We start from the raw sequence: 6,672 nt of genomic DNA, 5'->3' as shown, positions 1-6,672 counted from the left end.
AACCCGGAAGCTAAGACTCTCAGCGCCGATGGTACTGCAGGGGGGACCCTGTGGGAGAGTAGGACACCGCCGGACTTAACTTAGAAACACCAGAAAAGCCATCCCTCCGGGGATGGCTTTCCTGCGTCAACAGGCCACCCACGCGGGGCCTTTTTGCGTTTGGCAAGACGAGAGGCCACGCACAGTGTGCATGGCCTCTCGATATTCAACAGCTAGCGGCGGCGGAGGCCGTCCAGGGCCACGGCGAGCACGTCGTCGGCGAGGTGCGCGGCATCCTCGGGGCCTTCCGCGCGGTACCACTCGGCAATGGAGTTGACCATGCCGAAGAGCAGACGCGTGACGACTCGCGGGTCGATGTCGCTGCGCAGCGAGCCCTCGTCGCGGGCCTCGACGACGAGCGTTGAGACGGCACGGTCAAAAGCGCGGCGGCGGGTCAGCGCATCGCGCTCGACCTCGGTGTTGCCGCGCACCCGCAGGAGCAGCGTCACGTAGGGCAGCCGATCGGCGAGCACGAGCACGGCGCCGCGGAGCACGTAGGCCAGGCGGTCGATGGCGCTGCCGGTCACGGCGCCGGACTCGCGCAGAACGCCCTCGAGACCGTTGAGGGCCTCGTCGAGGGCGAGCTGCAGAACTTCATCTTTGGAGGAGAAGTGGTGGTAGATGGCCGCCTTCGAGAGGGACAAGCGGGTTGCGAGCACCCCCATTGAGGTGGCGTCGTAGCCGAATTCATTGAATGCGGTGACGGCGATCGCCAGGATGGCGCGTTGGTCGTAGCCGGGGCGCCCGCGTTTGGGGGTGTGTACTTCAGACATAGGTCTTGAGTCTCTCACGCAGGCGTGCCGGCTACGACCGATTAGCGCAGGTCGTAGACGCGCTTGTGCTTTCCGGTGCTGCGCTCCAGGGTGCCCGGTTCGACGATGAGCACGTTGACGCTCGAGCCGATCCTGTCCTTGATGAGGGCGATCAGCAGGGCGCGAGCAACAGCCGAGGCGGCATCGTCGGCGTGCTCGTGCCGCTCGATGCGCACGGTGAGCTCGTCCATGCGCGACGGCCGGGTCAGCTCGAGCACAAAATGCGGGGAGAGGTGCTCGATGCCGAGCACGATCTCTTCGATCTGGGTCGGGAACAGGTTGACCCCGCGCAGAATGATCATGTCGTCGTTGCGGCCGGTGATTTTCTCCATGCGGCGCATGCCGGGCCGAGCGGTGCCGGGAAGCAGGCGGGTCAGGTCGCGGGTGCGGTAGCGGATGACCGGAAAGGCCTCCTTGGTGAGCGACGTGAAGACGAGCTCACCGGTTTCGCCGTCCGGGAGCGCAACGCCGGTGTCGCCGTTGATGATCTCCGGCAGAAAGTGGTCTTCCCAGAGGTGCGGGCCATCCTTCGACTCGATGCATTCGTTGCCGACGCCCGGCCCCATGACCTCGCTGAGGCCATAGATGTCGAGTGCGTCAAAATCGAGACGGTCCTCGAGCTCGAGACGCATCTGGTTGGTCCACGGCTCCGCACCGAGCACCCCGGCCTTGAGGCTCGAGCGCCGGGGGTCGAGGCCGGCTGCGACCATGGCATCGGTGATCGTCAGCAGGTAACTCGGCGTTGACAAAATCACGTCGGGCTCGAAGTCGGTGATCATCTGCACCTGTTTGTTGGTCTGGCCACCCGACATGGGGATGGCACAGGCACCGAGTGCTTCAATGCCGGCGTGGGCGCCGAGTCCGCCGGTGAACAGCCCGTAGCCATAGGCGTTGTGCACCTTCATGCCGGGCCGCACTCCGGATGCGCGCAGGCTGCGGGCCACCAGACCAGACCACATGGCGAGGTCGTTCTTGGTGTAGCCGACCACCGTGGGCAACCCGGTGGTACCCGACGACGTGTGAATGCGCGCAACCTGGTCCATCGGCACCGCGAACATGCCGAACGGATACGAGACGCGCAGGTCTTCCTTGGTCGTGAACGGCAGCAACGCCACGTCTTCGAGGGTACGAACGTCGTCGGGGTGCACGCCGACAGCATCAAATTTGCGCGTATACAGAGGTACGTTCGCGTAGGCGTGCCGCACGGTGCGCTGCAGGCGGGTGAGCTGCAGCGCGCGAATCTCGTCGCGGTCCAGGCGCTCGGCCGCGTCGAGTTCTGCGAGAGCCGGTGCGTGCAGACGGGTCTTGGTCAGCGTTGACATGATGCCTTCCGGAAGGGTTAGAGGTGGTTGCGGGCAGGGACGGGCAGGTTGGTGGTGCGGCTGCGGCCGCGAAATTCGGCCACGGTGACGTCGTCGCCGATCGCGTCTCCGTTGACAGCCACGCGCACGTCGTAGATGCCGCTCCGACCGCTCTTCACGCGCAGCAGCGCGGTCGCGGTGAGATTCTGGCCGCTCGTAGTCGGCTTCAGAAACGTGATGTCGGCGCCAGCGGCAAGCGTGACGTGGTGCGAATCGTTGCAGGCGATGGCGAAGGCCGTGTCGGCGAGGGCGAACACGAAACCGCCGTGGGTCACATCGAAACCGTTGAGCATGTCGTCGCGTACGACCATCGAGACGACGGAATGACCCGGCTCATTGCGGTGCACGATCATGCCGAGAGAAGCGGATGCCCGGTCGCGCTGCATCATGGCCTCACTACCTACGGGCAGTGCTTCCGTCATTCGGTTCTCCTCGTTGAGTTGCCGTGCAGGTCGGGGGTTGCCCGACCGATAATGTGACTATATACTAACTGAACGATCGGTTGGTAATAGATTGCCGATTCGTGCGTAAAATTCCCGACGTGCATCACCTTAGCGTCGCCAGCTTGTGCACGATTACGATCCGACCACGACCACCGCAGTCAACGCAGACCAGGAGCCGATGATGACAAGCACCATCACGCCCGATACGAGCGCACCCGTCGCTATCAGCGTCGAAGAACAGCAGTTCAACGATCTGATCGAAGCCGATTCGCGCATTGAGCCGCGCGACTGGATGCCCGAGGGCTACCGCAAGTCGCTCGTACGCCAGATCTCGCAGCACGCGCACTCCGAGATCATCGGTATGCAGCCCGAGTCGAACTGGATCACGCGCGCCCCGAGCCTCAAGCGCAAGGCCATCCTCATGGCCAAGGTGCAGGACGAAGCCGGTCACGGCCTCTACCTCTATTCCGCCGCGCAAACCCTGGGCGCTACCCGCGACGACATGACGGATGCCCTCATCGCCGGCAAGGCTCGCTACTCGAGCATCTTCAACTACCCGACCCCGAGCTGGGCCGACATGGGCTCGATCGGCTGGCTCGTCGACGGCGCAGCCATCTGCAACCAGGTGCCGCTCTGCCGCGCCTCCTACGGCCCGTACGGCCGCGCGATGGTGCGCATCTGCAAGGAAGAATCCTTTCACCAGCGCCAGGGTTTCGAGATTCTGCTCGAGCTCATGCAGGGCACCGAGGAGCAGCGCCAGATGGCGCAGGACTCGGTCAACCGCTGGTACTGGCCCGCACTCATGATGTTCGGACCGCCCGACGACGACTCGCCCAACTCGGCGCAGTCGATGGCCTGGAAGATCAAGCGCCACTCCAACGACGAGCTGCGCCAGCGTTTCGTGAATATGCTCGTTCCGCAGGCAGCGGTGCTCGGCGTCACCCTGCCCGACCCCGACCTGCACTTCAACGAAGAAACCCAGCAGTGGGACCTCGGCGAGATTGACTGGACCGAGTTCCACGAGGTGCTCGCCGGTCGCGGTCCCAACAATGCCCAGCGCTTGCAGCGTCGCCGTGACGCCCACGACGAGGGTGCCTGGGTGCGCGAAGCCGCGGCCGCTTATGCCCACAAACAGTCCGCACGAACCGAAGAAATGGCAGCCAAATGACCACTCCCGGCGATTCCGCAGCAGAAATCTGGCCCCTCTGGGAGGTCTTCGTGCGTTCCAACCGTGGCCTGAGCCACGTGCACGTCGGGTCCCTGCACGCCCCAGACGAGACCCTCGCCGTGCGCAATGCCCGCGACCTGTACACCCGCCGCAGTGAGGGCGTCTCGGTCTGGGTCGTTCCCGCCGCCGCCATCACCACGAGTGACCCCGACGCCAAGGGCGCCTTCTTCGAATCGCCCGCTGGCAAGAACTACCGCCACGCGAGCTACTACTCCAAGAGTGAGGGAGTGAAGCACCTGTGAGCGAAATTAAAGCGGATGCCCCCGCCAACGACCACGAAGATACCCACGGCCACGTCGCGGTCGACGTCACCACGCTCGACGCCGAGCTCATCGAGGGCCCGTCTCAGGCGACGGCCGACATCGCCGAATACGCGCTCTGGCTCGGGGACGACTCGCTCGTTCTGGCCCAGCAGCTCGGCGCCTGGATCTCCCGTGCCCCCGAGCTTGAAGAAGACGTCGCCCTCGGCAACGTGGCCCTCGACCTGATCGGCCACGCCCGGTCGCTGCTGCACTATGCCGGAACCGCCACGGACCGCAGCGAAGACGACCTCGCCTACTGGCGCACCGAGCCAGATTTTCGCTCGCTGCACATTGTCGAACAGCCCAACGGCGACTTCGCGCACACCATCGCGCGCCAGTTCATTGTGTCCCACTACCTGTTCGAGTTGTACAGCCGGCTGCGGGCATCCGCTGATGCGACCCTCGCCGCGATCGCCGCCAAAGCGGTGAAGGAGGTCGACTACCACCGTGACCACTCGACCCAGTGGGTGCTGCGTCTCGCGCAGGGTACCGACGAGTCGCGTCGCCGTATGACCACCGCGCTAAGTGACCTGTGGCCCTACGTCGAGGAGATTTTTCGCGACGACCCGCTCATCGACCGCCTCGAAGGCATCGCGGTGCGCCCGTCGAGCCTGCGCCCGGCGTTCGACGCGGCCATCGCGCCGGTGCTCGCCGAGGCCGAACTCGAAATTCCGCGCGGTTTCGTTGCTTCCGGCGGCGGCCGCACGGGCAACCACTCCGAACACCTCGCCTTTCTGCTCGCCGAAATGCAGGTGCTCACTCGCGCCCACCCCGGAGCGTCCTGGTGACCACGCAGGTGCACGAGATCGTCGCCCGTCCGCGCCCCGCCGACGCGGCATCCCTCGCGGCCTGGACGATCGCCGCCCAGGTCGTCGACCCCGAGATTCCGGTGCTCACGATCGAAGATCTCGGTGTGCTGCGCTCCGTGAACGTGACCAGCGATGCCGTCGCCGTCACGTTGACGCCGACCTATAGCGGATGCCCCGCCATGGACGCCATGCGCGACGACGTTCTCGGGGTACTCACCGCCGCCGGCTACCAGAACGTGTCGGTGCGGCTCGTGCTGAGCCCGGCGTGGACCACCGACTGGATGAGCGAGATCGGCAAGGCCAAACTGCGCGAATACGGTATCGCCGCCCCCACCGGGCATGCGACCGTGCGCGGTTCAGGGCCGGCCGGCCCGATCAGTCTGAAAATGGCTGTGAAATGCCCGCGCTGCTCCTCGCTCAACACCCGCGAGCTCGCGCACTTCGGTTCCACCTCCTGCAAGTCCCTCTACGAATGCCGAGACTGCCTCGAGCCGTTCGACTACTTCAAGGTGCTCTAATGGCTGCAACACGTCTCGAATCCACCAACCAGGGCGCCACGACCCTGGCGCCGGTCAAGCACCGCGCACGCTTCCATACCCTGACGGTGGCCGAAGTACGCCCGCTCACCGCCGACAGCGTCGAGGTCACCTTCACCGTTCCGCCCAAACTGCAGGGCGCGTTCGACTACCTGCCCGGCCAGCACCTCGCCCTGCGCGCCACGATCGAAGGCCAGGAACTGCGTCGCAGCTACTCGATCTGCCGGCCCGCGGCGAGCCACGGGGGCCAGATCAGCGTCGCCATCAAGCGCGACCTCGGCGGTGCTTTCTCCACCTGGGCCAACAGCGAACTGCACCCCGGCGACGAGATCGAGGTGATGAGCCCGCAGGGCAGCTTCACCTCAACCCTGCACAACCTTGATCACAAGCACGTGGTTGGCGTAGCTGCCGGCTCGGGTATCACCCCGCTCATGGCGCTCGCGCACACCGTGCTCGCCGCGTCCGAGACGTCGACGTTCACCCTCGTCTATACCAACCGCACCGCCCTCGACGTGATGTTCCTCGACGAACTGGCCGAGCTCAAGGACCGCTACCCGGCCCGTCTCGCGCTGTACCACGTGCTGTCGCGTGAGCAGCGGTCGTCGTCGCTGCTCTCCGGCCGCATCGACGAAGAGAAGTTTCGGCGCATGCTCGACACCATTCTGCGTCCGGCGACGGTCGATGAGTGGTTCCTGTGCGGTCCGTTCGAACTCGTGCAGCTCTGCCGTGACACCCTCGAGAGCACCGGAGTAGAGCGGTCGCACGTGCGGTTCGAGCTGTTCACCACCGGTGAGCCCTCGGCCGCGAGCGGCGACCGCGGCCGGCCCGTCATCATCGGCCAGGGCGACAAGACCTTCCAGATCGAATTCACCCTCGACGGCCAGAGCAACACGGTGACCACTCCGGTCAACGCGAACGAGAGCATCCTGAACGCTGCCCTGCGGGTACGCCCCGATGTTCCGTTCGCTTGCGCCGGCGGCGTCTGCGGAACCTGCCGGGCCAAGCTGGTCAGCGGCGATGTCACGATGACCGAGAACTACGCGCTCGAACCCGAAGAGCTCGCTCGCGGTTACGTGCTGACCTGCCAGTCGCACCCGACCACCGACACCGTCGTCGTCGACTACGACGTCTAGCTTCAACCC

Annotated in this window: 8 protein-coding genes; 5 read left to right on the top strand and 3 right to left on the bottom strand. The window is 65.4% G+C overall.

The genetic code is table 11. The features are described 5' to 3' along the window. Positions 1–212: 212 nt before the first annotated feature. Genes E3T29_RS12190 through E3T29_RS12180 form a run of 3 tightly spaced genes read right to left on the bottom strand, consistent with a single transcriptional unit; the run spans position 213 to position 2,634 of the window. Positions 213–812: a TetR/AcrR family transcriptional regulator gene (locus E3T29_RS12190; RefSeq protein WP_134345648.1), complete on the bottom strand. Its 600-nt coding sequence runs from the start codon at positions 810–812 to the stop codon at positions 213–215. 41 nt (positions 813–853) lie between these two features. Further along, on the bottom strand, positions 854–2,173 hold the full coding sequence (gene paaK, locus E3T29_RS12185; RefSeq protein WP_134345647.1) for a phenylacetate--CoA ligase PaaK: 1,320 nt from the start codon (positions 2,171–2,173) through the stop codon (positions 854–856). A 17-nt stretch (positions 2,174–2,190) separates the two neighbouring features. Continuing rightward, complete coding sequence (locus E3T29_RS12180) at positions 2,191–2,634, bottom strand: hotdog fold thioesterase (protein ID WP_092341980.1); 444 nt, start codon at positions 2,632–2,634, stop codon at positions 2,191–2,193. Positions 2,635–2,833: 199 nt separating this feature from the next. Between E3T29_RS12180 and paaA the strand changes: the two genes are divergently transcribed. The 5 genes from paaA to paaE are packed head-to-tail and all read left to right on the top strand — an operon-like array spanning position 2,834 to position 6,663. Continuing rightward, a complete protein-coding gene (gene paaA / locus E3T29_RS12175) occupies positions 2,834–3,823 on the top strand; it encodes a 1,2-phenylacetyl-CoA epoxidase subunit PaaA (protein ID WP_174774960.1) in 990 nt (329 codons plus the stop codon). Next, positions 3,820–4,125, top strand: coding sequence for a 1,2-phenylacetyl-CoA epoxidase subunit PaaB (gene paaB, locus E3T29_RS12170; RefSeq protein ID WP_092106867.1), 306 nt, complete (start codon positions 3,820–3,822; stop codon positions 4,123–4,125). The genes paaA and paaB overlap by 4 nt, the downstream gene beginning before the upstream one ends. Positions 4,126–4,130: 5 nt before the next feature. After that, entirely contained in the window at positions 4,131–4,973 is an 843-nt protein-coding gene (gene paaC, locus E3T29_RS12165) for a 1,2-phenylacetyl-CoA epoxidase subunit PaaC (protein ID WP_134345671.1), read from the top strand. 17 nt (positions 4,974–4,990) lie between these two features. Continuing rightward, positions 4,991–5,512: a 1,2-phenylacetyl-CoA epoxidase subunit PaaD gene (paaD, locus tag E3T29_RS12160; RefSeq protein ID WP_233197191.1), complete on the top strand. Its 522-nt coding sequence runs from the start codon at positions 4,991–4,993 to the stop codon at positions 5,510–5,512. Continuing rightward, positions 5,512–6,663, top strand: coding sequence for a 1,2-phenylacetyl-CoA epoxidase subunit PaaE (gene paaE, locus E3T29_RS12155; protein WP_134345645.1), 1,152 nt, complete (start codon positions 5,512–5,514; stop codon positions 6,661–6,663). The genes paaD and paaE overlap by 1 nt, the downstream gene beginning before the upstream one ends. Positions 6,664–6,672: the final 9 nt, after the last annotated feature.

It is taken from the genome of Cryobacterium sp. TMT1-66-1, assembly GCF_004403435.1.
GTDB lineage: Bacteria > Actinomycetota > Actinomycetes > Actinomycetales > Microbacteriaceae > Cryobacterium > Cryobacterium flavum.
The sequence above is the reverse complement of the archived record's forward strand: the minus strand, read 5'-3'. Positions and strand labels throughout refer to the sequence as shown.